The sequence below is a fragment of the Nonomuraea sp. NPDC051191 genome (genome assembly GCF_044455665.1).
Classification (GTDB): Bacteria; Actinomycetota; Actinomycetes; order Streptosporangiales; family Streptosporangiaceae; genus Nonomuraea.
The window spans coordinates 97987-121006 of sequence record NZ_JBITEZ010000028.1; the positions used below are offsets into that span (position 1 = coordinate 97987).

General features: G+C 73.1%; 18 protein-coding genes. 10 read left to right on the forward strand and 8 right to left on the reverse strand.

What is annotated here, in order from left to right:
* The first annotated feature begins 116 nt into the window (after positions 1-116).
* On the forward strand, positions 117-2846 hold the full coding sequence (gene mgtA / locus ACIA8R_RS49175; RefSeq protein ID WP_397044818.1) for a magnesium-translocating P-type ATPase: 2730 nt from the start codon (positions 117-119) through the stop codon (positions 2844-2846).
* A 13-nt stretch (positions 2847-2859) separates the two neighbouring features.
* Positions 2860-3576: a universal stress protein gene (locus ACIA8R_RS49180; protein WP_397044820.1), complete on the forward strand. Its 717-nt coding sequence runs from the start codon at positions 2860-2862 to the stop codon at positions 3574-3576.
* Between the two features lies 1 nt (position 3577).
* Here ACIA8R_RS49180 and ACIA8R_RS49185 read toward each other — a convergent pair whose 3' ends face one another.
* Positions 3578-4405, reverse strand: coding sequence for a universal stress protein (locus tag ACIA8R_RS49185; protein WP_357707688.1), 828 nt, complete (start codon positions 4403-4405; stop codon positions 3578-3580).
* A 20-nt stretch (positions 4406-4425) separates the two neighbouring features.
* Positions 4426-5331 carry a universal stress protein gene (locus tag ACIA8R_RS49190; protein WP_397044822.1) on the reverse strand — a complete coding sequence of 302 codons (906 nt, stop codon included), beginning with the start codon at positions 5329-5331 and terminating at the stop codon, positions 4426-4428.
* A 205-nt stretch (positions 5332-5536) separates the two neighbouring features.
* Between ACIA8R_RS49190 and ACIA8R_RS49195 the strand changes: the two genes are divergently transcribed.
* The 3 genes from ACIA8R_RS49195 to ACIA8R_RS49205 all read left to right on the forward strand — a co-directional run bounded on the left by ACIA8R_RS49195 (position 5537) and on the right by ACIA8R_RS49205 (position 8418).
* On the forward strand, positions 5537-6385 hold the full coding sequence (locus ACIA8R_RS49195; RefSeq protein WP_397044824.1) for a universal stress protein: 849 nt from the start codon (positions 5537-5539) through the stop codon (positions 6383-6385).
* Positions 6382-7227 (forward strand): universal stress protein, encoded by an 846-nt coding sequence (locus tag ACIA8R_RS49200; RefSeq protein ID WP_397044826.1) that lies wholly within the window; start codon positions 6382-6384, stop codon positions 7225-7227. The genes ACIA8R_RS49195 and ACIA8R_RS49200 overlap by 4 nt, the downstream gene beginning before the upstream one ends.
* A 66-nt stretch (positions 7228-7293) precedes the next feature.
* Positions 7294-8418 (forward strand): site-2 protease family protein, encoded by a 1125-nt coding sequence (locus ACIA8R_RS49205; RefSeq protein WP_357707692.1) that lies wholly within the window; start codon positions 7294-7296, stop codon positions 8416-8418.
* Positions 8419-8439: 21 nt separating this feature from the next.
* On the opposite strand, the gene ACIA8R_RS49210 is transcribed toward ACIA8R_RS49205, so the two are convergent.
* On the reverse strand, positions 8440-11349 hold the full coding sequence (locus ACIA8R_RS49210; protein WP_397044828.1) for a pyridoxamine 5'-phosphate oxidase family protein: 2910 nt from the start codon (positions 11347-11349) through the stop codon (positions 8440-8442).
* 205 nt (positions 11350-11554) lie between these two features.
* Between ACIA8R_RS49210 and ACIA8R_RS49215 the strand changes: the two genes are divergently transcribed.
* The 3 genes from ACIA8R_RS49215 (at position 11555) to pta (ending at position 15312) form a co-directional block, all read left to right on the forward strand.
* A complete protein-coding gene (locus ACIA8R_RS49215) occupies positions 11555-12529 on the forward strand; it encodes an Acg family FMN-binding oxidoreductase (RefSeq protein ID WP_364104489.1) in 975 nt (324 codons plus the stop codon).
* 112 nt (positions 12530-12641) lie between these two features.
* Positions 12642-13169 carry a hypothetical protein gene (locus tag ACIA8R_RS49220; RefSeq protein WP_357707695.1) on the forward strand — a complete coding sequence of 176 codons (528 nt, stop codon included), beginning with the start codon at positions 12642-12644 and terminating at the stop codon, positions 13167-13169.
* 82 nt (positions 13170-13251) lie between these two features.
* The gene (gene pta, locus ACIA8R_RS49225) at positions 13252-15312 is read left to right on the forward strand and encodes a phosphate acetyltransferase (RefSeq protein WP_397044830.1); all 2061 of its coding nucleotides are present in this window, start codon (positions 13252-13254) and stop codon (positions 15310-15312) included.
* Here the strand turns inward: pta and ACIA8R_RS49230 are convergent.
* The 3 genes from ACIA8R_RS49230 to ACIA8R_RS49240 form a co-directional block, all read right to left on the reverse strand.
* Positions 15298-16146, reverse strand: a complete 849-nt coding sequence (locus tag ACIA8R_RS49230) for a sulfite exporter TauE/SafE family protein (protein WP_397044832.1) — start codon at positions 16144-16146, stop codon at positions 15298-15300. The two genes, pta and ACIA8R_RS49230, sit on opposite strands and share 15 nt — an antisense overlap.
* Positions 16143-16721, reverse strand: coding sequence for a rhodanese-like domain-containing protein (locus ACIA8R_RS49235; RefSeq protein WP_357707699.1), 579 nt, complete (start codon positions 16719-16721; stop codon positions 16143-16145). Before ACIA8R_RS49235 ends, ACIA8R_RS49230 begins: the two co-directional genes overlap by 4 nt.
* Before the next feature lie 64 nt (positions 16722-16785).
* Positions 16786-18165, reverse strand: coding sequence for a rhodanese-like domain-containing protein (locus ACIA8R_RS49240; RefSeq protein WP_397044834.1), 1380 nt, complete (start codon positions 18163-18165; stop codon positions 16786-16788).
* Between the two features lie 211 nt (positions 18166-18376).
* On the opposite strand from ACIA8R_RS49240, the gene ACIA8R_RS49245 reads away from it, so the two are divergent.
* Together ACIA8R_RS49245 and ACIA8R_RS49250 are read left to right on the forward strand one after the other, a co-directional pair.
* Positions 18377-19645 (forward strand): MFS transporter, encoded by a 1269-nt coding sequence (locus ACIA8R_RS49245; RefSeq protein ID WP_357707702.1) that lies wholly within the window; start codon positions 18377-18379, stop codon positions 19643-19645.
* A 132-nt stretch (positions 19646-19777) separates the two neighbouring features.
* Positions 19778-21688, forward strand: coding sequence for a vWA domain-containing protein (locus ACIA8R_RS49250; RefSeq protein WP_397044836.1), 1911 nt, complete (start codon positions 19778-19780; stop codon positions 21686-21688).
* 139 nt (positions 21689-21827) lie between these two features.
* Here ACIA8R_RS49250 and ACIA8R_RS49255 read toward each other — a convergent pair whose 3' ends face one another.
* Together ACIA8R_RS49255 and ACIA8R_RS49260 are read right to left on the reverse strand one after the other, a co-directional pair.
* On the reverse strand, positions 21828-22781 hold the full coding sequence (locus ACIA8R_RS49255) for a non-reducing end alpha-L-arabinofuranosidase family hydrolase (RefSeq protein ID WP_397044838.1): 954 nt from the start codon (positions 22779-22781) through the stop codon (positions 21828-21830).
* 125 nt (positions 22782-22906) lie between these two features.
* Positions 22907-23008 (reverse strand): hypothetical protein, encoded by a 102-nt coding sequence (locus ACIA8R_RS49260; RefSeq protein ID WP_397044847.1) that lies wholly within the window; start codon positions 23006-23008, stop codon positions 22907-22909.
* Positions 23009-23020 lie beyond the last annotated feature (12 nt).

Consider the following 23020-nt stretch of genomic DNA (forward strand, 5'->3'; position numbering starts at 1 on the left):
GTGCCGGTCCGGCGGGGCGGCGCCGCGTTGGCGTCGGCGTTGGACGGGTTTGCCGTTGTCTTGGGCGAGGGCCTGGTAACCCAGAACCAGGAGGAGACGAGCGGGAAGACCGGAACATGAACGGGAAGGACGCCCTGGACGTCACGGCCGCGGCCGGGCTCCCGGTCGAGGAGGTCGTGGCCCGGCTGGACGGCACGACCGGCGGCCTGACCCAGGCCGAGGCGGAGCGCCGCCTGGCGGTGGTGGGCCCCAACTCCCTGCGCACCCACCGGGCCAGGCGCTTCGCGGTGCTGGCCCGCCAGCTGCGCTCGCCCCTGCTGATCCTGTTGGCCGTCACCGCCGCCGCGTCGTTCTTCCTCGGCGAGTCGTCGGACGCGCTGATCATCGGCGTGATCCTGGCGGTCTCGGTCGGGCTGGGCTTCTTCAACGAGTACCGGGCGGAGAAGGCGGCCGAGGCGCTGCACACCCAGATCCGGCACCGCTGCCTGACCCTGCGGGACGGCCGTCCCCGGCTGGTGGACGTGGTCACGCTGGTCCCGGGCGACGTCGTCACGCTGCGGCTGGGGGACATCGTCCCGGCCGATCTGCGCCTGGTCTCGACGGCGGGGCTGGAGTGTGAGGAGTCGGTGCTGACGGGCGAGTCGCTGCCCGTGGCCAAGGCCGTCCGGCCCGTCGGTCCGGGCACGCCGCTGGCCGAGCTGTCCGCTTGCGCGCTGATGGGCACCGTCGTGCACGCCGGGTCCGGCACCGGCGTGGTGGTGGCCACCGCCGGACGGACCGAGTTCGGGCGCATCGCGCTCCAGCTCGGCGAACGCCATCCGGACACCGAGTTCCAGATCGGGCTGCGCAAGTTCTCCATGCTGCTGGTCCGCGTCGCCGCCGCGCTCACCGCCGGGATCTTCGTCATCAACCTCGTCCTGCACCGCCCGGTGCTGGACGCGCTGCTGTTCTCGCTGGCGATCGCCGTCGGCATCTCCCCCCAGCTCCTGCCCGCCGTCGTCTCGACCAGCCTGGCCGCCGGCACCCACCGGCTGGCTCAGCACCGGGTGCTGGTCAAACGGCTGGTCTGCATCGAGGACCTGGGCGACATCGACGTGTTGTTCACCGACAAGACCGGAACCCTGACCGAGGGCCGGATCAGCTTCATGCGCTCGCTCGGGCCGGACGGCCGGCCCGACGACCAGGTGCTGGAGCTGGGCCTGCTGTGCAACGAGGCCGTCCTCGACGGCCAGGACGGTGAGACGGGCCGCACGGCGAGCGGCAACCCCCTGGACGTCGCCCTGTGGGAGGCGCCCGCCGCCGCCCTCCGACCCGGGCCGACCAGCCGTCGCCTGGCCGTCGTGCCTTTCGACCACGAACGGCGGGCGGCCTCGGTGCTGGTCGAGGACGACGACGGCCGGATGATCATCACCAAGGGCGCCCCGGAGGCCGTGCTGGCGCGCTGCGCCGCCGTCGGCGACCGGGCCGGGGCCGTGCTGGAGGCCGAGTTCGCCGCGGGCAACCGCGTGGTCGCGGTCGCCACCCGGCGGCTGTCCGGCGCCGCCGCCCGCCAGGCGACCCTCACCCCGGCCGACGAGCACGACCTGACCTTCCGCGGCCTGCTGGTCTTCCTCGACCCGCCCAAGGCCGGCGCCTCGCGGGCGCTGGAACGCCTGGCCGGGCTCGGCATCACCGTCAAGGTCCTCACCGGCGACAACCCCGCGGTCGCGGCCAAGCTGTGCGCCGACCTCGGCCTGCCCGGCGGCCGGGTGCTGACCGGGCAGGACGTCGAGGCCGCCGACGACGTCCGGCTGGCCGCGCTCATCGAACAGGCCGTCGTGTTCGCCCGCGTCAGCCCCGAGCACAAGGCGCGGATCGTGCGCGTCCAGCGGCGCAACGGCCTGGACGTGGCCTTCCTCGGCGACGGCGTCAACGACGCCCTCGCGCTGCACGCCGCCGACGTGGGCATCTCCGTCGACGCGGCCACCGACGTCGCCAAGGACGCCGCCGACGTGCTGCTGCTGGAGAAGAACCTCGACATCCTGGCCGACGGCGTCACCCAGGGCCGGCAGATCTTCGCCAACACCATGAAGTACGTCCTGATGGGCACTTCCAGCAACTTCGGCAACATGTTCTCCGCCGCCGCGGCCTCGGCGTTCCTGCCGTTCCTGCCGATGCTGCCCTCCCAGATCCTGCTCAACAACCTGCTCTACGACTCCAGCCAGCTCGCCATCCCCACCGACAACGTCGACCCCGAGCAGTTGCGGCGCCCGTCCCGCTGGGACGTGTCGTTGATCCGGCGGTTCATGCTGTTCTTCGGCCCGATCAGCTCGGTGTTCGACTTCGTCACCTTCGCGGTCATGCTCGGCGTCTTCCACGCCGGGCCGTCGCTGTTCCGCACCGGCTGGTTCGTCGAGTCCCTGGCGACCCAGGTGCTGGTGGTCTTCGCCATCCGGACCAGGCGCGTGCCGTTCTTCCGCAGCCGTCCGAGCGTCCCCCTGCTGATGGCGGCCCTCGGCGTCGTGGCCCTCGGCGCGATCATCCCGGCCACCCCGCTCGCCGCCGTCCTGGGCTTCCAGCCGCTGCCCGGCCCCTTCTTCGTCGCGCTGGGCCTGATGGTGGCCGCCTATCTGGCCCTCATCGAGTTCGGCAAGCGCCGCTTCTACCGGGCCGCGCCGCAGGCCCTCGCCGGTGGCGGGCGTACCGCCGCCCATCGCACGCACCGCAGGGCCCACCGTTTCAGTACGGCCGCCCGCGAGCGGCGCCGGACCCGCGCGGCCGGAAAAGGAGGACCAAGGTCCCGTCAAACAGGGCCGCTCCAGCGTGGTCGGCCGGCTCGCGGGGAGATGAGCCCTGGGGACGACTGAAGGGACCACGGACTTGGATCGCATCGTGCTCGGCTACGACGGCTCGGACTTCTCCGTGCAGGCCCTGGACTGGGCGCTGGACGAGGCCGAGCTCAGGAACCTGCCGCTGACCGTCGTCCACGCCTGGCAATGGCCGTACGGCGACGCGGACGAGGAGGCCAAGGCCCACCTGCGCAAGGCGGCCGAGCACGTCCTGTGGCACGGCGCCGAGTGCGCCCGCTCCACCAGCTCGGGCATCCGCGTGGAGACCGACCTGTACGAGGGCCCGGCCGCCCAGCGCCTGGTGGAGCTCTCCGGCCGGGCCGCGCTCCTCGTGGTCGGCTCCCGGGGGCTGAGCGCGCTGCCCAGGGCGGTGGTCGGCTCGGTGGCCGGGTACGCCGCCGCCCACGCCGAGTGCCCGGTGATCGTCGTACGCGGCCCGGGACCGCTGCCCAAGGCCACCCGGCCGGGCCCGGTCGTCCTGGCCGAGCGGGAGCCCGAGGCGCCGATCGTCGAGTTCGCGTTCGCCGAGGCGGCCCTGCGCGGGCTGTCCCTGGTGGCCTCCGCCGACCTGGGGGAGTGGCCGGCCCGCCACCCGGACGTCCGCATTGAGCCGGGCGAGGCCCACGAGCGGGCCACCCTCGTCGTCGTGGGCCGGCCGCGGGCCGCGCACCTCGGCACCACGAGTTCCCTCCCGCAGCACGCGCCCTGCCCCGTCGCCGTCGTGCCGGGGGACCACCCCCGGCCGTGAGTCAGCCGGACGGCGACGGCACCACGGCCACCGGGCACACCGCGTGGTGCAGCACGCCGTGGCTGACCGACCCCAGCAGCGCCGAGGCGAACCTGCCCAGGCCACGCGAGCCCACCACGACCAGGTCGGCCGAGGAGGAGGCGTTCCTGAGCGCGGCCACGGGATGGTCGCAGCGCTGGTCGTCGACGATCCGCACGTCCGGGTGCGCCTCCCGCCAGGGAGCCGTCTCCTGGGCGGCGACCCGGGCCCGGTCCTGGAAGTCCTCGTTCAGCATGTTGTAGGCGGCCGCGTACGACGACAGGATCGGCGGCTGCCAGGCGAAGAGCACCAGGAGCTCGGCGTCCTGGGCGCGCGCCTGCGTCACGGCGTACTCCATGGCCGGGCGCGAGTGCGGCCCGTCGTACCCGACCACGACTCTGCCGTGCCGCACGGTGGCGGCCTCGCGGACGACGACGACCGGCCGCGCGGCGTGCCCGGCCAGCGCCAGGCTCGTCGAGCCGAGCACCATGCCGGCGAAGCTGCCCACCCCCCTGCTGCCCACCACCAGGCTGTCGGCCTCGGCCGACTCCCGTACCAGGTCGGCCACCACCGGGCCGGGCAGCATCTCGGTGCCGATCCCGATGCCGGGCGCCAGGCCGCGCGCCCGGTCGGCCGCCGCCTCCAGCATCCCGGCGCAGTACTCGACGATCCCGGCGTCCCGCGACCACTGCTCGCACACGTGCACCAGGCGCAGGTCCAGTGAACGCCTGCGGGCGTCCGCGGCGGCCCACTCGACCGCCGCCAGCGAAGGCGGCGACCCGTCCACCCCCGCGACGATCCGTCCGGCCATCTCGTCCGTCTCCTCTCGTGTCATCCCGGCGGCAGCCGCGGGCTCAGGACGGCCCCGGGGGTCACCGCGACCGGGCACCTGGCCTCCAGCAGCGCGGCCTGCGTCACCGCTCCGAGCAGCAGGCAGGGAGGGGCCTCGTTGCCCCGGTTGCCGAGCACGAGGAGCGTGGCGTCCTTGGAGGCGTCGACCAGGACGCGCTGGGGGCGTTCGGTCAGGAACTCGGTGACCACCGTCACCTCGGTGCGCCTGCGGGCCAGGTGGGAGACGACCTCGCGGAAGCGGTTCTCCGCGCCTCTGCGCAGCGCGTGCGAGTCCACGAAGGGCAGCGGCTCCTGCCAGGACGACGACCCGCAGTCCGCCCAGCAGCACAGGGCGGTGACGGTGCCCTCGCGCAGGGCGGCCTCGTCCAGGGCGAGGTCGAAGGCCGCCAGGCTGGCGGGTGAGCCGTCGAGGCCGACCACGATCCTGACGTCCTGCCGGGTGGGCGGCTGGACGGGCGGCCGTACGACCACGACCGGCGTGACGCTGTGCGCGGGCACCTGGACGGCGGCCGACCCCACCTGAAGGCCCTCGAACCCGCCCTGCCCGCGGGATCCGAGCACGGTCAGCTCGGCGTCCCGCGCGGCCTCCAGCAGCACCGCCGAGGGGGTGCCCCGCCCCAGCAGTGGCTGGATGTCCAGCTCCGGGGCCAGCTCCCTGGCCCGCCGGACGCCTTCGTCCACGACGCCGAGGGCCATCGGCTCGAGGTGCTCCATGATCTCCTGGGCGACGGGCCTGGGGGCGTAGGGCCAGTGCAGGGCGTGGCAGACGAGGACGGGCAGCCCGCGCAGCCGCGCGTCGGCGACCGCCCAGTGCAACGCGTGCCGGCTCTCGATCGAGTCGTCGTAGCCGACGAGCACGGGCCGGCCGGCGCGTTCGTCGATCAATGCCGCCTCCGGGAGGTGATTAGTCCGGGTACCTGCGCGGATGAGCCTTCCCGGGGCCCGCGCGATGAGCCCCACAGGGGAGGAAACTCTTGGCCTAACCTGCTTGCCCGTCATGCGGTTCCTCCCGAAACTTGACGTCTTTTGAGGTTTTTGCTGCTTTCCGTCCCTTATAGGAGGGAATGCGGATATTGACGGCGAAGGAGGGATGATGCGCGGACGGATCGTGGCCGCGGTGGACGGCTCCGCGTCATCGACCGCCGCGGTGGAATGGGCCGCCGGCGACGCCCAGCGCAGAGGGCTCCCGCTACGCGTCGTGCACGTCTGCGAACAGTGGGCGCTCGGCGTGGACGACGCCCGGTACTGCGCGGGCGCGCTGGAGGCCGCCGCCGACCGGGCCCGCGCGATCAGCGGGGACGTCGAGGTCCGCGCCGAGATGCTGGCGGGCAACGTGATCGACGTGCTGATCCGCGAATCGGCCGACGCAGACAGCCTGGTGCTGGGCAGCAGGGGCATGGGCGGGTTCGCCGGCATGGTGCTCGGATCGGTCGGCAGGGCCGTGGCCGGGCATGCCGCGGGCACCGTCGTGGTCGTCCGCGGGGTCGTCGCCGTCCGGCACGATCTGGTGGTGGCCGGTGACGACGGCTCGGCGGGGTCGCGCCAGGCCATGGCGTACGCCGTCGAGCAGGCCCGTGCGCGCCGCGCCCGCCTGCACGTGGTCTACGCCTGGCAGACGCCCGCGGTGTCGCCGTACTGGGCGGCCTACAGCCATCTGCTGGCCGACTCCTTCCAGGAGGAGTCGAGGTCGGCCCGCGCGCGGGTGATCCCCTGGAGGAACGAGAACCCCGACGTCGAGATCACCGACGAGCAGGTGCGGAGCCACCCCGTGGCCGCGCTCGCCGAGGCCGCCGCCGCCGCGGACCTCGTCGTGGTCGGCTCGCGCGGACGGGGCGGCTTCTCCTCCGCGGTGCTCGGCTCCGTCAGCCACGGCGTGCTGCACCACGCGGCCTGCCCGGTGGCGGTGGTGCGGCCGCACGCGGAGGAGGAGGCGTCGTGACCGGTCTGATCGTGGTGGGGGCCGACGGTTCGGCCCCCGGCGCCGCGGCGGTCGAATGGGCCGCCGACGACGCGGCCCGCACGGGCGCCGAACTGCGGATCGTGCACGCCCTGGACCGGCAGCGGTACGCCGTCACCAGGTTCCCCGACTACGGCCAGGGCAACTACCTGCTGGTGGCGGCGTCCAGGGTGCTGGAGGCCGCGGAGGCGGTCGCGCGCGCCCGTCAGCCGTCGCTCCGGACGCGCGCCGAGGTCGTCGAGGGGACGCCCGCCGCCGTGCTCCAGGAGCAGGCGCGGCAGGCCGACGAGCTGGTCATCGGCAACCGGGGGCTGGGCGGGTTCGCCGGAGCCCTGCTCGGGTCGGTGACCGTGCACGTGGCCGGGCACGTCGCCTGCCCGGTCGTGGTGGTGCGCGCCGAGGCGCGGGAGCCGGTCGGTGAGATCGCGGTCGGCGTCGACGGCTCCGGCACCTGCGAACCGGCGATCGGCTACGCCTTCGAGCAGGCCAGGCTGCGCGGCGCCACGCTGCGCCTGGTCCACGCCTGGCAACTGCCCGTGCACGCCTTCGCCCCCGAGATCGCCTACGACCTGGACGAGGTCCGGGCCGCCCAGCACGAGACGGTCCGCGGCCGGACCGCCGGTTGGAGGGAGAGATGTCCCGACGTGAACGTGATCGAGGACGTCCAGAGCGCGCATCCGGTCGAGGCGCTCACCGGCGTCCCGTGCGACCTGGTCGTGGTCGGCTCACATGGGCGGGGCACGTTCGGGTCGCTGCTCCTCGGCTCGGTCAGCAGGGGAGTGCTGCACCATGCCCGCTGTCCCGTCGCGGTGGTCCGTCCCTGAGGGGCGTGCGGGAGGCGGTTGGAACGTCGCTGGTCAGAAGGGTGGAGAAGCGTGCAAGCTGGAAGTATGAGGCAAACCCTGCGCTTCGGACGGGTGGCGGGAATCCCCGTCGGCGCTCACTGGTCCGCGTTGGGCATCGTCGCCCTCGTGGTGGTGGCCCTGGGCTCCGGAGTCCTGGCCGCCGCCGCCCCGGGTGCGGGAAGGGCGGCGTACTGGGTGGCCGGGGTCGTCATCGGGCTGCTGCTCATGGCGTCGCTGCTCGCGCACGAACTGGCGCACGCGCTGACGGCCAAGCGGTGCGGCATGGAGGTGGAGTGCGTCACGCTCTGGGCGCTGGGAGGCGTCACGGAGTTCCGCGAGGAGGCGAGGACGCCCGCGAGCGAGGTGGCGACGGCGGCCGCGGGCCCCGTCGCGAGCCTGCTCCTCGGCGGCCTGGCCTACGCCGCCGCGGCGGTGCTGCCGCCGGGCGTGCCCAGGGCCGCCGCGGCCTGGCTCGCCATGATGAACCTGATCCTGGGCGTGTTCAACCTGCTGCCGGGCAGCCCGCTCGACGGCGGGCGGGTGCTGCACGGGCTGTTGTGGAGCCGATACGGGGATCGCCACCGCGCCGACGTCGGCGCCGCGAGGGCCGGTTACGGCATCGGTCTCACCCTGACCTTCGCCGGGTTCGCGGTGATCTGGGTGTGGAGCCCGCTGGGCGGGATGTGGCTGGTGATCACCGGCTGGTACATCGCGGGAGCCGCCCGCGGCGAGATCATGAGCAGGGCGGCCCGGCGCGGCCTCGGCGGAGTGTCGGTACGGGACGTCATGACGGCCACGCCGGACCTGGCGCCCGCCTGGCTGACCGTGCAGGGGCTGGTCGACGCGGTGGTGCTCGGCTCCCACCAGTCCGTCTTCCCCGTCGTGGGGTTCGACGGGGCCCCGCTCGGCGCGGTGTCGCTGGAGTCCCTGCTCGCCGTGCCCGCCGAACGCAGGGGGGAGACCAGGGTGGAGGCGCTGGTCGCGACCCAGACGCCGCCACGCGTCCTGTCGCCGGACGACGACGCCACCGCCCTGCTGGAGCGCCCTTCGCGGACGGGCGGCCTGCGTGCCGTGGTCGTCGAGGACGGCCTCGTCACCGGCATGATCACGGACGCGGACCTCGGCAGGACGCTGCAACAGGCGCTGCTGCGGCCCGCCGCGACCGTCTGACGCCGTCGCTACAGGCCGTCGCTACAGGCCGTGCACGCGGCGGCCCGTGACCTGGTGCGGGACGATCCGGATGAACAGATGGCGCTCCCCGCCCGCCCAGGGCGTGACGCCCGCCTCGGCCAGCTTGGCGACCTCGTCCTCGGGCACGTGGTGGGCCGGGCCCTGGATCAGGACGCTCCAGCCCTCCTTGCGCACCTCGTCGATCCGGTCCACCTGGAAGCCGATCATGATGTCCACGCCCTCCAGGCCGGTGCGCAGGTCCTGGTCCATGGGGCCGCCGCGGGCGGTCCGGAACAGCACGGCGCCCTCGTGCAGCCGGTAGTTGACGGGCAGCACCGTGGGCCCGTGGGAGCCGTTGAACGCGATCCGCCCGATGCCGCCCGGCGCGACCAGGCGCAGGCACTCCTCGGGGTCGAGGACGTCCATGACCGGCTCCTCCGGCCCGGCGCCGGGGCCCGGCGGACGGTCACGGCCACCGCCGAGCAGGTCCTGCGGGGTCGTCTCCAGGGCCGTGGCCAGGCGGGTCACCGTGTTCCTGTCGGGGACGCCGAGATGGCCCTCCAGGTACGTGACATAGCCCGGGGACATGTCGGCCCGCTCGGCGAGCTGGTCGATCGTGAGACCGAGCCGGTCGCGGTGGTGGGTCACCCTGCGTCCGAAGTCACCACTGTTCGTCATGATCATCTCCTTCTCCGTGAGGACGAGGCCGACGCCGCCCGGCACGGGGACGCCATCCACCCGCGTGCCGCCGTGGTCGGCCTCGACGGTGATCCGGCGCCCGCGGAACAGGACCGGCAGCGACAGCGTGCCCAGCCGTACGGGCACCAGCGGGTTGAGCAGCAGGCCCTCGGGCCTCGGCTCCAGGCCCAGGTAACAGCGTTGCAGCATGTCCACGGTCCCGGCCATGGCGCCCAGGTGGATGCCCTCCGCCGTGGTGCCGCCCTGGACGTCGTGCACGTCGCCGACCAGCGCCTCGGCGAAGAACTGCCAGGAGCGCGCCCGGTCGCAGCGCGACAGCACCCAGGCGTGCACGACGGCGCTGAGGGTGGAGCCGTGGCTGGTGCGGTCGAGGTAGTACTCGATCGTGCGCGGGATCAGGCCGGGGTCGGCCGGATAGCCGAGCCGGTCCAGGATCGCCAGCAGTTCGCCGGCGTCGAGCAGGTAGAACAACATCAGCGTGTCGGCCTGCTTGGACGCCTTGTAGCGGTTGACGTCGTCGCCGTCCGCTTCGAGCGCGCGGTCGAGGCGGCGCACGCCCCCGTACCGCTGCCAGTCGAGCTCGGCCAGCTCGGCGTAACCGGTGAACTGGCTGATGACGCCCTCGTGGAAGTCGACCCGCATGCGGCGGGTGATGTCCTCCCACCGCGCCGCCTCCGGCCCGTCCACAGCGCCCAACTGGAGGGCGTGCCGCAGCAGCCACACGGTCATGACGTTGGTGTAGGCGTTGTTGGCCAGGCCGGGTCCGGCGGCGCCGGGGTAGGCGGTGTGGTACTCGTCGGGGCCCATGACACCGCGGATCTCGTACCGGCCGGAGCCGGGGTCGAGCACGGCCAGCGAGGCGAAGAACCGCGCGATGGCGATCATCAGGTCGGCGCACCACGACGGCAGGGAGCCGGTGGCCAGGCGGTACTGCCACACGTTGTAGGCGACGGCGAGGCCGACGTGGCGCTGGAGGTGGGAGACGTCCGGCAGCCAGCGTCCGGAGTCGGGATTGAGGTGGAAGGTCTGGGTCTCCTCGCTGCCGTCGCTGCCGCTCTGCCAGGGGAACATCGCGCCGTCGTACCCGGCCGACCGGGCCGCCGCGCGGGCCTCGGGCAGGCGGCGCCACCGGTAGCGCAGCAGACCGCGGGAGATCTCGGGAAAGCGCAGGTTGAGCCAGGGCAGGACGAACAGCTCGTCCCAGAACACGTGCCCCCGGTACGCCTCGCCGTGCAGGCCCCGCGCGGGCACCCCGGCGTCGAGGTCGGCCGTGTGCGGGGACAGGGTCTGGAGCAGGTGGAAGATGTGCAGGTGGACGATCTGCGACAGCTCCGGCCCGTCCACGTTCAGCTCGGCCCGTTCCCACAGCCGCTCCCAGGCCGCGGCGTGCGCCGCCAGCAGCTCGGCGAAGCCCGGCGCAGTCCCCGCGCGCCGCAGGGCGGCCGACAGCGGGTCGTGCACGGCGGGGTCGCGCGAGGTCAGCAGGGCGACGACCTTCGTGAACGTCACCGGCACGCCCTCGACGGCCGCAAGCACGTACTCGACGGCGACGTGGTCGGGCGCCACGGAGACGGAGCCCGAGCCGGGGGCGGGGCCGTCGGCGCGGGCGGCGAGCGCGACGGTGACGCGGGAGGAGCGGGTCGTCGCGGTCAGCCAGGTCAGCTCGTCGTGGCGGCCCGTGGCGTGTTCCGTCAGGTGGTCGCCGCGCAGGTCGCGGTAGCGTTCGACGCCGTCGTTGGCGACCCGCCCGTCCAGCCCGGCGCGGACGCGCAGCGGCCCCGACCAGTTCTCCGCCGTGAAGGTCGTCTCCAGGGCGGCCAGGGCGGGGTCGGCCATGGAGACCAGGCGGCGTTGCCGCACCCGGGTGACCCGGCCCTGCCCGTCCCGCCAGCGCAGCTCCCGCAGCAGCACCCCGTGGCGCAGGTCGAGCTCCTGGGTGTAGTCCAGCAGCTCGGCCAGCTCCGGGCCGAACCAGTCCTGGCCGGGCGTGGCGAAGGTGAGCGGCAGCCAGTCGGGCAGGTTGACCAGGTCCTCGTTGACGACCGTCCGGCCGCCCACCTCGGACGCCAGCCGGTCGTAGCAGCCCGCGTGGTAGGTGCCGGGCGTGCGGATGCGGCCGTCGGGCGTGGCGCCGCGCGTGGCGAAGCGGCCGTTGCCGAGGGTGCACAGCGCCTCGCGCAGCCTGACCGAGGCCGGGGCGAAGCCCTCGTACGTGAGCGTCCACGGGTTCACGGCGACCCCGCGCGGACGCGCCCGTCCCGGTCGGTGTCGCGGACCACGGCTGGGAGCCGGTGCAGGTCAAGGGCGGCCATGTCGGTGACGCTACCCAGCTGCCCGACCCCCAAGACAGGGCCGTTGGTCCTTTGATCGGGCGGGGCTGCTTCACTGAGGGTCGCCGATGTGATGCGCTGTGCTCATCGTCTTCTGGAGGTGGACCATGAGCGCGCGCTCGCCGAGGCAGGCCATGGACGCGGCGGTCGAGGCCGGGCGTTGGGCTCCTTCCGTGCACAACACCCAGCCGTGGGTCTTCTCGGTCTCCGACGAGGAGATCGGGCTGAAGGCCGACACCTCCCGGAAGCTCTCGGCCGGTGACGTGTCCGGCCGGGAACTGGTGATCAGTTGTGGTGCGGCGCTGTTCACGATGCGTACGGCGATGCGGTGCGCGGGCTTCGAGCCGGTGGTGCGGGTTCTTCCCGATCCCGATCGGCCGGGGCTGCTGGCGACGATCAGGCCGGGGCAGGAGTGCGAGCCCGACGAGGAGACGCGGTCGCTGGGCGGTGAGATCGAGCGCCGTCACACGCATCGGGCGGGGTTCGCCGACGTCCCGGTTCCCGACCGGCTGGTGGAGTCGCTGGTGGCGGGGGCGCTGGGTGAGGGCGTCAAGCTGACGCCCGTCCGGTCCGGGGAGGCGGTGGAGGTGCTGGCGGCGCTCACGCGGGCGGCGCAGGGCGTTCAGGCCGCCGATCAGCGGTTCAGCCTGGAGATCGTCGGGTGGGCCAGGCCGCCGGGCAGCACGCGTGCCGACGGCGTGCCCGCCGAGAGCTATCCGCGGGAGGCGGCGCCGACGGAGGCGGAGTTCCCTCAGCGTCACTACTCGTGGCGGCACGGCTGGGGCGCGCCGGGCGGTCAGGAGGAGACGGCCACCGGGGTGGTGGCCGTGATCACGACGCGGGAGGACGGCCGCAAGGAGTGGCTGGCCACCGGGCAGGCGCTGCAACGGATGTTGTTGCACGCCTCGGCGCACGGGGTGAGCGCCGCCTTCCACACCCAGGCCCTTGAGCTGGACCTGTTGCGCGAGTTCCTGCGGCTGGAGCTGTTCTCGGGGGAGTACCCGCAGATGCTCATGAGGCTCGGCGTCACCCACGAGGGCAAGGGCACGCCCCGGCGCCCGCTGTCCGACGTCCTGGAATGAGAGGACCAAGGTCCTTCGAGCGAGGGGCGTACGACACTGATCGCGGGCCGGCGGAACCTGTGGAATGGAAGTGCGAACAAGGACACACCCCCCACCGAAAGGAAGGCCCGCCATGGCCACCACCATTCACCGCCCTGTGACGGACGTCGCCGCCGCCAAGGCGGAGCGCACCCCGGTCGACTACGTCTGGGCGCTGGCCCGGATCGCGATCGGCTGGGTCTTCCTGTGGGCGTTCCTGGACAAGACGTTCGGCTGGGGGTTCGCCACCCCGGCGAACAAGGCGTGGCTGGCGGGCGGCAGCCCCACGACCGGCTTCCTCAAGGGCACCGGCGAGAACGCGCTCGGCGGCCTGTTCGCCGGCCTGGCCGGCCAGGCGTGGGTGGACTGGCTGTTCATGGCCGGCCTGCTGGGCATCGGCGCGGCCCTGGTGCTGGGCGTCGGAACCCGCGTCGCCGCCGTCACCGGCACCCTCCTGCTCGCCATGATGTGGGCCGCCGAACTGCCCCTGGCCACCAACCCCTTCCTGGACGAGCACATCATCTACGCCATCGTCCTCATCGGCCTGGCCCTGACCGGCGCCGGCACCACCCTCGGACTCGGCAACCTGCCGATCGTCCGCCGCAACGCCTGGCTCAGGTGACCGGCCTCCGGCCACGGGCCCATCCCTCGACGGGGTGGGCCCGTGGCGTTTCCGACGTACCAGGACATCGAGAATGAGTGTCATGACACGTGCTGTGTATGTCGCCGCGGGCGAGGCGGGGAGCAACAAGGGGACCGTCGCCCTGGGGCTGGTGGAGCTGCTGTCCCGGCAGGTGGGGACCGTGGGCGTGTTCCGGCCGGTGGTACGGGCCGGCCGCGAGGACGGCCTGATCAACACCATCCGCAGCCGGTTCCAGCTCGCCCTGCCCTACGCGGCGTGCGCGGGTGTCACCTACGACGAGGTGCACGCCGACGTCGAACGCGCGGCCGGGGACGTCGTGGCCCGTTTCCGCGCGCTGGCCCGGCGGTGCGACGCGGTCGTGGTGGTCGGCACCGACTACACCGACGTGGGGGCGCCGACGGAGTTCGGGTTCAACGCCCGTCTGGCCGCCGACCTGGGCACCCCCGTGATCAACGTGGTGAGCGGACGGGGCCGGACGGCCGCCCGGATCGCCGCGGCGGTCGAGGTGTCGTCCAGGGAGCTGGCCCACCATCACGCCCAGGAGCTCGCGGTCGTGGTCACCCGGTCGGCCGGCGGGCCGCTCGCGCCCAGCCACGCGACGCCGGTGTTCGTGCTGCCGGAGGCGCCTTCGCTGCGCGCGCCCACGGTGGCCGACCTGCTGGACGCCTGCGAAGGCCGGTTCTTCCTCGGCGAGCGCGACGGGCTCGGCCGGGAGGCGAGCGCGCTGATGGTGGGCGCGATGTCGCTGCCGGGCATCCTGGAGCGCCTCACCGAGGGCGCGGCGGTGATCATCCCGTCCGATCGGGCCGCCGCGCTGCTGCCCGGCCTGATCGCCGCGCACAAGGCGCCGGGCTTCCCGTCCCTGTCGGCGGTGGTGCTGACCGGCGGCACGGACCTGCCCGCCTCCGTGGAACGGCTGCTGCGCGGCATGACGATCCCGCTGCCGGTGATCGCCACCGGTCACGACACCTTCGACACCGCGACCCGGCTCTCGGCCGTGGAGGGGCGGTTCACGCCCGAGGCGGGCGGGAAGATCGACACCGCGCTGCGCCTGTTCGCCGAGCACGTGGACGGCCGGCTGCTGCTGGACCGGCTGGACATCGCCAAGACCGACGTCGTCACGCCGTTGATGTTCGAGTACGAGCTGCTGGACCGGGCGCGCGCCCGGCGCAGGCACATCGTGCTGCCCGAGGGCGAGGAGCCGCGCATCCTGCGCGCGGCCGACATCCTGCTGCGCCGCGACGTGGCCGACCTCACCCTGCTCGGCGACGCCGCCCGCATCAGGGTCCAGGCCGCCCAGCTCGGCCTCGACCTGGACGCGGCCAGGGTGCTCAGCCCGTTCGACCCCGAGCTGCGCGAGCGGTTCGCCCACGCCTACGCCGAGGCCAGGGCGCACAAGGGGATGACCGTCGAGCTGGCCCGCGACGCCGTCACCGACGTCTCCTACTTCGGCACGCTGATGGTCCACACCGGCCTGGCCGACGGCATGGTCTCCGGCGCGACGCACACCACGGCGCACACGATCAGGCCGGCGTTCGAGATCCTGCGGCTGGGGCTGGTCTCCAGCGTGTTCTTCATGTGCCTGGCCGACCGGGTCCTGGTGTACGGCGACTGCGCCGTCAACCCCGACCCCACCGCCGGGCAGCTCGCCGACATCGCGATCGCCTCGGCCCGCACCGCGGCGATGTTCGGGGTCGAGCCGAGGATCGCGATGTTGTCGTACTCGACGGGCGCCTCGGGGGCGGGGGCGGAGGTCGACAAGGTGCGCGCCGCCACCGAGCTGGTCCGTGAGCGCCGTCCCGACCTCCAGGTGGAGGGGCCGATCCAGTACGACGCCGCGGTGGACCCCGCCGTCGCGCGGGCCAAGATGCCCGGCAGCCAGGTGGCCGGACACGCCACGGTCTTCGTGGTGCCCGACCTGAACACCGGCAACAACCTGTACAAGGCCGTCCAGCGCAGCGCGGGGGCGGTCGCCGTGGGGCCGGTGCTTCAGGGGCTGCGCAGGCCGGTCAACGACCTGTCCAGGGGCGCCACCGTGGCCGACATCGTCACCACCGTCGCGGTCACGGCCGCCCAGGTGCGCGACGAGCCGGCGCCTCCTGACCTGTCACCCGGTGTCTGACGCGCGCCACCGCCGGGCGACGAGCGCGGCGGCCAGCACGGCCGCGAGCCCCGCCCACGTGACCGGATGGCTCCAGACGGCGGTGTCGACCTGCTGCACCAGCACGAACACGCCCATGACGACGACGAACCAGCCGAACGCCGTGCGCAGCGCGTCCTGCGGGATGCGGCCCGCGAGCCGGCCGCCCACCAGGCTGCCGAGCACCGCGGCCGCCGTGACGGTCAGGGCGAGCCGCCAGTCGATCGCCACGCCCGCCAGGTGCCCGGCGAGCCCGGCGAACGACTTCATCGCGATGACGAGCAGCGACGTGCCGACCGCGACGCCCATCGGCAGCCCGCCGAGCAGGGCCAGGGCCGGGACGACGAGGAACCCGCCGCCGGAGCCGACCAGCCCCGTCACGGCGCCGACGACGAGCCCTTCCGCCGCGATGTGCTTCAGCGGCAGCTCGCCGTGGGCGGGCCGCGCCTGCCTCCCGGCGTGCCGGGGCCTGCGGAGCATCGCGACCGCCGTGGCCAGCATCATCAGGGCGAAGGCGACGAGCAGCGCCGTGCCGGGGACGTACTCGGCGAGGCGTCCGCCGCCGTACGCGCCGGCCATGCTGAACGCGCCGAAGAGCAGGCCGGTGCGCCAGCGGATCCGTCGTGCCCGCGCGTGCGGGACCAGCGCGGCCAGGCTGGTGACGCCGACCACGAACAGCGAGATGGCGATCGCCTCCTTGGTGTCCTGACCGGCCAGGTAGACCAGGATCGGCACGGTCAGGATCGACCCGCCGCCGCCCAGCACGCCGAGGCTGACGCCGACGAGCAGGGACGCCGCGACGATCAGGACGGTCACGGGGTCTTCCGCAGCTGCGCGATCACCGTGCGGATGTCCGGGCGCGGCCCGCGGTTGTAGGGCAGCCGGGACAGCATGACGCCCATGGCACAGGAGTTGCTGACGGCCGCGTACACCAGGCCGGCGCCGATCGCGGTGCCGATCAGATGCGCGCCGGGCACGAAGATCCCGGCGAGACCGGTGGTCAGCACGATCGAACCGGCCACCAGCCGGACCTGACGCTCGATGTCCCACCGCTCGGGCCCCCGCTCAAGGGGCGCGCCGGCGGTCTCCCACCCGACGATCCCGCCCTCCAGGACGCGCAGGTTCGGCAGCCCGGCCTCGGCGAGGGCCTGCCCGGCCTGGGCGGCCCGCGCTCCCGAGCGGCAGACGAGCACGACGTCCTCGTCGAGGTGGCTCAGGAGTTCGGCCCGGTGCTCGCGCAGGGTGTTCAGCGGCACGTTGTACGAGCCCGCGATGTGCGACGTACGGAACTCGCCGGGCGTGCGCACGTCGAGCAGGCGCGGCGCCCGCCCTTCCGCGACGAGCCGCCGCAGCACGGCGGGGGTGAGGGAGGAGGTGGGGGCGGTGCTCATGAGACTTTCCTTCGGGTTCGAATACCACGGGGGGTATAGAGGGGACGTGCGTCAGCAAATGGGGTCAGACGCCGGCCGACAGGGCCCACGCGGCGTAGCCGCCCAGGACGTCGGAGACGTCCCGGAAGCCGCGGTGCCGCAGCAGGCTCGCCGCGATGGACGAGCGGTGACCGCCCGCGCAGTGCAGGACGACGGGCCGGTCGGCGGGCAGCTCGCGGCTGCGGGCGGGCAGTTCGCTCAGCGGGATGTGCGCGGCGGCGTCGATGAAGCCGTTCGCCTCGCGCTCGCCGGAGGTGCGGACGTCCACGACGACGGGAGGGGCGTCGCTGGCGAGGGCGGCGCGCAGCTGCGCGGCGGTCAGGCGGCTGGCCGGGGCGACCTCGTCCGCGAGCTCGACCAGGGCGTCGTCGGGGTTGCGCAGGTAGCCCGCGACCCGGTCGAAGCCGATCCGGGCCAGCCGGGTGACGACCTCCTCCTCCCGGTTCTGCGGCGCCATGACGACCAGCTCGCCGGCCGGGTCGAGCACGGTCCCCGCCTGCTCGGCGAAGCGCCCGTCGGCGGGCACGTTCACCGCGCCGCGCAGGTGGCCGGCGGCGAAGTCCTGCGGGTCGCGGGCGTCCACCACGACCGTGCCGGCGGCCCGCAGCCCGATGAACTCATCGAGGGTCAGCGGCCTGGGGGCGGCAGAGGCGTCGTAGCGGGCGCGCTCCTTGCGGTTGAGGTCGGCGTCGTAGGCGAAGTAGCCGGGCGCGGCCGGCTGCCCGGCGGTGACGAGCGCGACGAACGACTCCCGGTCCATCGGCGCGCACGCGTAGTTGGTGGCCCGCTGCTCGCCGATGGTCGACTGCTTCTCGGTCGAGAGGTTCTTGCCGCAGGCCGAGCCGGCGCCGTGCGCGGGGAAGACCCGCACCTCGTCGGCCAGGCCCATGAGCTTGTTCTGCACGCTGTCGTACAACATCGCGCCCAACTCCTCGGGGGTGACGCCGACGGAGGCGAGCAGGTCGGGGCGGCCGACGTCCCCGATGAACAGCGCGTCGCCGGTCAGCACCCCGTACGGGACGCGGTCCCCGGCGCGTTCGTAGACCAGGACGCTGATCGACTCCGGCGTGTGGCCGGGCGTCTCCATGATCTCCAGGGTGACGTCGCCCAGGGAGATGCGCTCGCCCTCGCCGAGCTTGCGGATCGGGTACTCGGTCTCGGCGCGCCGGCCGTAGCCGATCCAGGCGCCGGTGCTGTCGGCCATCTCCAGGTGCCCGGCGACGAAGTCGGCGTGGAAGTGGGTGTTGACGACGCCGACGACGGTGAAGCCGTGCGCGCGGGCGTCGGCCAGGTACTCGGAGACGTCCCGCCGGGGGTCGACGACCACCGCGTGGCCGGTGCCCTCGTCGGCGATCATGTACGACGCCTGCGAGAGGCAGTCCAGGTAGTACTGGGTGAAGAACACGGCAATCCCTTCGTGAGGAACGCGACCGGTGGGGCGGTGGCTACCGATACCCCCCCGGGTATCTTGTACCCGACAGTAGGTTGTGTGTGAAGCGGATGTCAAATACCCCTCTGGGTATCGCTCAGCATACCTATGGGGGTATGGTGACCTGGACGAATGTCTCTACCGCCCTCCGGTGCGACCTCGTTCCAGGTGCGAAGGACCTCCGCCCGTGAAGACCAATCCCGCGCCCGCCGCGACCGGCCGCCCGCCCGTACGTCTCGGGCTCCGGGCGAACGCCGTCCAGTTCTCCCTGCTGGTCGTCGTCAACGTCGCCGTCGGCGGCCTGGTCGGCCTCGAACGCACCACCGTGCCGCTCATCGGCGCCCACACCTTCGGCCTGACCAGCGACCTCGCCGTCTTCTCCTTCATCGTCGCCTTCGGCCTCACCAAGGCGTTCACCAACCTGGCCGCCGGCGCCCTGACGGCCCGGTTCCGCCGCAAGCAGCTCCTCGTGGCCGGCTGGCTGATCGGCGTCCCCGTCCCGTTCGTCCTGGCCTGGGCGCCCTCCTGGGGGTGGATCGTGGCCGCCAACGTCCTGCTCGGCCTCAACCAGGGGCTGACCTGGTCGATGACGGTCAACATGAAGATCGACCTGGTCGGGCCCGCCCGGCGCGGTCTCGCCACCGGCCTGAACGAGGCCGCCGGGTACACCGCCGTCGGCGCCACCGCCCTGCTCACCGGCTACCTCGCGACCGGCTACGGCCTGCGTCCCGTCCCCGAACTCGTCGGCGTCGTCTTCGTCGCGGCCGGCCTGGCGCTGGCCCTGGTGGTCCGCGACACCGCCGCCCACGTGGCCCTCGAACTCGACCGGCATCCCCGGCCCCTGGCCGCCGGTGAGACCCCGGGGCCGGCCGCCGTGTTCGCCCGCACCTCCTGGCGTGACCGCTCGCTGCGCGGCGTCAGCCAGGCCGGCCTCGTCAACAACCTCAACGACGGCCTCACCTGGGGGGTCTTCCCGCTGCTGTTCACCGACCACGGCCTGGGGCTGGCCGCCGTCGGGCTGATCAAGGGGCTGTACCCGCTCCTGTGGGGCATCGGCCAGATCCCGGCCGGTCACCTCGCCGACCGCCTCGGCCGCAAACCGCTCATCGTCACCGGCATGTTCGTCCAGGCCGCCGGCCTGCTGCTCGCCCTCGTCCTGCTGGACGTCCCCCTGCTCGCCGGGGTCCTGTCCGCCGTCGCCCTCGGGCTGGGGACCGCCATGGTCTACCCCGCCCTGATCGCCTCCGTCTCCGACCACGCCCACCCCGCCTGGCGTGCCAACGCCCTGGGCGCCTACCGCTTCTGGCGCGACATCGGCTACGCCGCCGGAGCCCTCGTCGCCGGCGTCCTGGCCGACGCGCTCGGCCTCGGCGCCACGGTCGTCGCCGGCGCCGTCCTCACCGCCGTCTCCGGCCTGCTCGCCGCCCGCTGGATCACCGACCGCACGACGGGCTGACGGCGCGCCCGGCCTGCGTCAAGCGCGGCCCAAGGTGCGGTCGGCATTGTCCGTGTCGCCGGAAACGGCGGGAGCGTTCCTTGATCTCCCTCTGGTTACAGTCCGTAGTGGTTGATTTGCTCAGGGGGGAAGATGAAGAGTGTTCGCGTAGTCGCCGTCAGGATGGCGAAGGTGTTGTGTGCCGGGCTGCTCGCGGTCCCGTCGTCCCCGCTGGTCGTGCCCGAGCCGTCGCCGGACACGTCGGTGGTGACGGTGCGAACCGGCGGCGACCGGACCGGCGACACCACGGTGGGCCCGCTGGCCGGTGTCGAGCTCGGCCTGTTCACCGGCCCCGACGCCACCACCCCGGTCGACGGCGACTGGGGCGTGTGCGTGTCGGACGGTGACGGCGACTGCAGCTTCGTCGTCCCCGACACGGCGCCGGGCGGCGCCAACGAGGGCGCGCGCTTCTACGTCAGGCAGATCTCCGCCCCCGACGGCTGGTACACCAACCCCGAGCTGCGGACCGGCCGCGGCAGCGGGTCCAACTCCGTCGCCACGCCGTACGTCTTCCAGACCCCCGCGCTGGAGAGCGACACCACGTACACCTCCACCCGCGACTTCATGATCAACAACACTCGCGGCGACGCCACCGCCTCGACCGGCGTCTGGCAGCAGTCACGGGACAACCCACGGCCCGATCCGACCTGCGGCCTCGACGTCGCGCTGCTGCTCGACCTGTCGGCCTCGGTGGGCAGCGCGCTGCCCGACCTGAAGTCGGCCGCCGACACCTTCACCGACGCCCTGACCGGCACCCCATCCCGGATGGCGCTGTTCACCTTCGACCGCAACTCGCCCAGCGCCGGCACCACGAACAACCCCGACCTCATGCCGGTGTCCACCGAGGCGGGCGCCGAGGCGTTCAAGAACCAGTACGCCGACTGGCAGCTCGGCAGCGGCACCAACTGGGACCGCGGCCTGTGGGCGGTCGCCGAGGCCGCGCCGCGCTACGACCTGCTGGTGGTGCTCACCGACGGCAACCCCACCTACTACGACACCCTGCTCGGCGACGGCAGCAACACCCGCATCGCCGAGGTGGAGGCCGGGATCTTCTCCGCCAACGCGGTCAAGGCCGAGGGCACCCGCGTCCTGGCCGTCGGCGTCGGCAACGGCGTGACCGGCCTGACCGCGCTCAACCTGCGCGCCATCTCCGGCACCACCGCCTTCGACGGCTCCAACGCGGCCGCCGCCGACTACTTCCAGACCAGCGACTACGCCGCCGCCGGACAGGCGCTGCGCGAGATCGTCCAGGCCCAGTGCCGAGGGTCGCTGTCGGTGGTCAAGCAGATCGTCCCGTCCGGCAACACCGGCGAGGACGTCACCGGCGCCACCCCGGCCGGCCCCGGCTGGGACTTCACCGCCGAGACCACCACGCCGGGCATCGGCGGGCTGCCCGCCACCGAGTCGACGACCGACGACGGCACGGGATCGGTCAACTTCGACCTCACCTTCAGCCAGACCCCGTCGGCCGACGTCACCGTCACCGAAGCCCAGCACCCCGGCCACACCCTGGTCACCCAGGACGGGCGCAACGCCGTCTGCCGCCTGATCGACACCGGCGTCGAGGTGCCGGTGACCAACAGCGGCGGGCTCGGGTTCACGGTCGAGGTGCCGAGCGACGCGGCCGTCAGCTGCACCGTCTACAACCGCCCACCCACCCCGACACCGACCCCGACACCGACTCCGACACCGACACCGACTCCGACGCCGGTCGTCACTCCGACGCCCACCCCGACACCGACCCCCACGCCGGTCGTCACTCCGACGCCCACGCCCACGCCGACACCGACGCCCACCCCGTCCCACCCGGGGGACTGCCACAAGGCACATCCGTATTGGGGCCACTGCGAGCAGCACCCGGACTGGCACGACGTCTGCCACGAGGAGCAGTCGCACTGGGGTCACTGCGAGCAGCACCCGGACTGGCACGACGGCTGCCACAAGTCGGCCCTCGGTTGCGGGGACCTGCCGCCGTGGTCGTACCTCGGCGAACGATGGGAGTGACGCCCTCCGCCGGCCGCCCGCGGCATGCGGGCGAACCGGCCGGCCGTAGCTGACGTGGGCGGGCCCGGCCTTGTGCCGAGCCCGCCCACGACGGTTTCCAGAGAACCTGGGGACGGCCGTTCCCGCCCCCCTCAGGCCGTCAGTGCCGGAGTGTCAGCAGACCCGGTCGGTAGGGTAGGAGGCCGTAGTCGCCGCCGGAGCCGGGGCTGCGTCCCTGGTAGAGGAGTTGGAGGTTGCAGGGGTCCACGGTGAAGGTCTGGTCGGCGCTCGTGCGGATCAGTTCGCCGTGGCTGATGTCGTCGGTCCAGGTGGCGCCGCTGTTGGCCTTGCCGGCGAAGGGGTTGCCCTCGGTGGCGGCCTGTGGTGTCCATGTGCCGTTCAGGCTGGTGGCGGTGAACGAGCGGAAGTAGCGGCCCTGCGCGCCGATCGCCTCGACGAGCATGAGGTACCGGTTCTGGCCCTGGAGTCTGTAGACCTGGACGGCTTCGAACAGGTTGTTGGTCGTGTCGCTCATGATCACGGTCGAGGTGGTGCCGAAGTCGCCGGGGAAGTTCCCGATGGGCATGGTGGCCCGGTAGATCTTGCCGTTGTCGCCGGCGAAGAACAGGTACATGTTCGTGTCGTCACCGATGACGGTCTGGTCGATGGGGCCGGTGCCGGAGCCGGAGATGCTGCCGGAGAACAGCGTCTGCTGGGCTGACCAGCCGTTGGGGTTGGCGGGGTCGCTGGAGGTGCGGTAGGAGAAGGCGGTTGCGCTCCACTGGTAGGCGAGTACCCAGATGTTCTTCGGGGCGAAATAGAACAGCGTGGGCGCGACGGCGGAGAACGGCATCGTGTTCTGGCCTGCCGAAGCCATGTCGGACCAGTCGGTGAAGGGGCTGAAGTTCATCGAGCCCCATTTCGTCCCGGTGTCGTGGGTGGTGGCGTAGACGAGATGCCTGCCGTTGTAAGGGGCGACGGTGAAGTCCTTGAGCGAGACCCAGCCGGACTTCGGGGTCGCCAGCGCGCCGGTCGAGCTCCAGCGGTAGGTCGAAGGAAGGTCGCACGTGCCGGGGGTGCTCGCCTGGAGGAGTGGAGGACGACTCAAGGGCATGCGGGGCTCCTCGGGTGGGGTGGTGGCCGAGCTGGGCCGGGGGAGCGCGGCGTACCGCGTGAAGCTTCATGGCGGGTGCCGCCGCCGTCCTGGCGTGCACGACGGACGGCGGCGGCCAGCAGGCCCTATGAGGCCGTGGTGCCCGGGTTGTAGGTCCACTTCTGGTTGGTGCCGCCCGAGCAGGTGTAGAGCTGGAGCCCGGTGCCGTTGCCGGTGCCTGCGCCGATGGCGTCGAGGCA